Origin of the sequence: Rhodococcus sp. TAF43 (assembly GCF_052113525.1) — a bacterium.
In the GTDB taxonomy this organism is placed as follows: Bacteria; Actinomycetota; Actinomycetes; order Mycobacteriales; family Mycobacteriaceae; genus Prescottella.
In genome coordinates, this window is the sequence record NZ_JBFRDL010000126.1 from 1 (window position 1) to 1,045 (window position 1,045).

The 1,045-nt window shown below is 66.5% G+C and carries 2 protein-coding genes; both read left to right on the forward strand.

The annotated features are described in order from the left end of the window. Positions 1–244 precede the first annotated feature (244 nt). Positions 245–484, forward strand: a complete 240-nt coding sequence (locus AB4Z09_RS29105) for a hypothetical protein (RefSeq protein WP_174914026.1) — start codon at positions 245–247, stop codon at positions 482–484. 42 nt (positions 485–526) lie between these two features. After that, complete coding sequence (locus AB4Z09_RS29110; RefSeq protein WP_442241395.1) at positions 527–904, forward strand: hypothetical protein; 378 nt, start codon at positions 527–529, stop codon at positions 902–904. The last annotated feature ends 141 nt before the right edge of the window (positions 905–1,045 follow it).

The following is a 1,045-nucleotide window of genomic DNA, read 5'->3' on the forward strand; positions in this document are numbered from 1 at the left end:
GGGTCAAGTAGGCGTTAGCGTGTGTCACGAGGACCTCTCGGGTCAAGTAGGCGTTAGCGTGTGTCACGAGGACCTCTCGGTAGTCGGCGTGTGTGTGGTAACCACACCGATACCGGAGGTCCTCGCTTATGTCGTCATGCCGCGCCGTTCACAACCTGCCTGGGAACTACAGCTAGGGCGCGTCTCCTGTATGTGTGAGTGATCTCGCGGCAGAGCGGCGCTGAACCCCGACGCGAGCGCGGCGGTGCTCGAGCGCTTCGCCGCCGACCGGTTCTGGAGCGTGCGGATCGCGGTTGCCGAGCATCCGAACGCCACGCGGAGCACAGTGGTCGGGCTGCTCGAGCCCGATCCGCGCCGCCGCGGGGTGGTGCACCAGGCAGCTCGGAAGCGGCTCGAGCGCGAGGGCGTGGAGTTCGGCGACGGCGGGATGCCAACCGATTACGCGGCCAGACTGGGCCCGTGCACAAGAAACAATAGGATGTGACACGCGGGCCGGATCCGCCGGGCGAGACGAAGGGCGAAACGCGTGGGAGCATGGGGAAGCGCGCCGTGGCACAACGATGCGGCGGCCGACTGGTTCGGAGACGTCTTCGCTGGCATCGACATCGATGCACGCATCGGCGATGCCCTCGAACACGACGACGATTACGATCGGGTGCGCGCCGCGTGCTACCTGCTCGCTGTGCTCGGGCACAGCATGGTGTGGCCCGGCGATCTCGAGCGCCTCGACGGTCACCTCGAACGGGGGGTCGAGCTGCTCACCGAGATGATCGAGCCGGAGTCGGAGTTCCGTGAGCTCTGGGAAGACGACCCCGAGGTCATCGAGGCCGTTCGCGCGGAGATCGCGGAACTCGAGGCCCGCCTCGACGGCGAGGGCGACGAGGGCGTGTCTCCTATTTCGTGAGGGATCTCAGCCAGATGCAGACCGCTGAGAGGACTAGTACTGCAACGGCACTTATAGCGGGTGTCCGCGGGTTCGGTAGTGGCAGGTGCGGGCCTGGTGTTGTCGGCGTCGTCGCCAGCGTGACCAGGACCAGACGTGGCC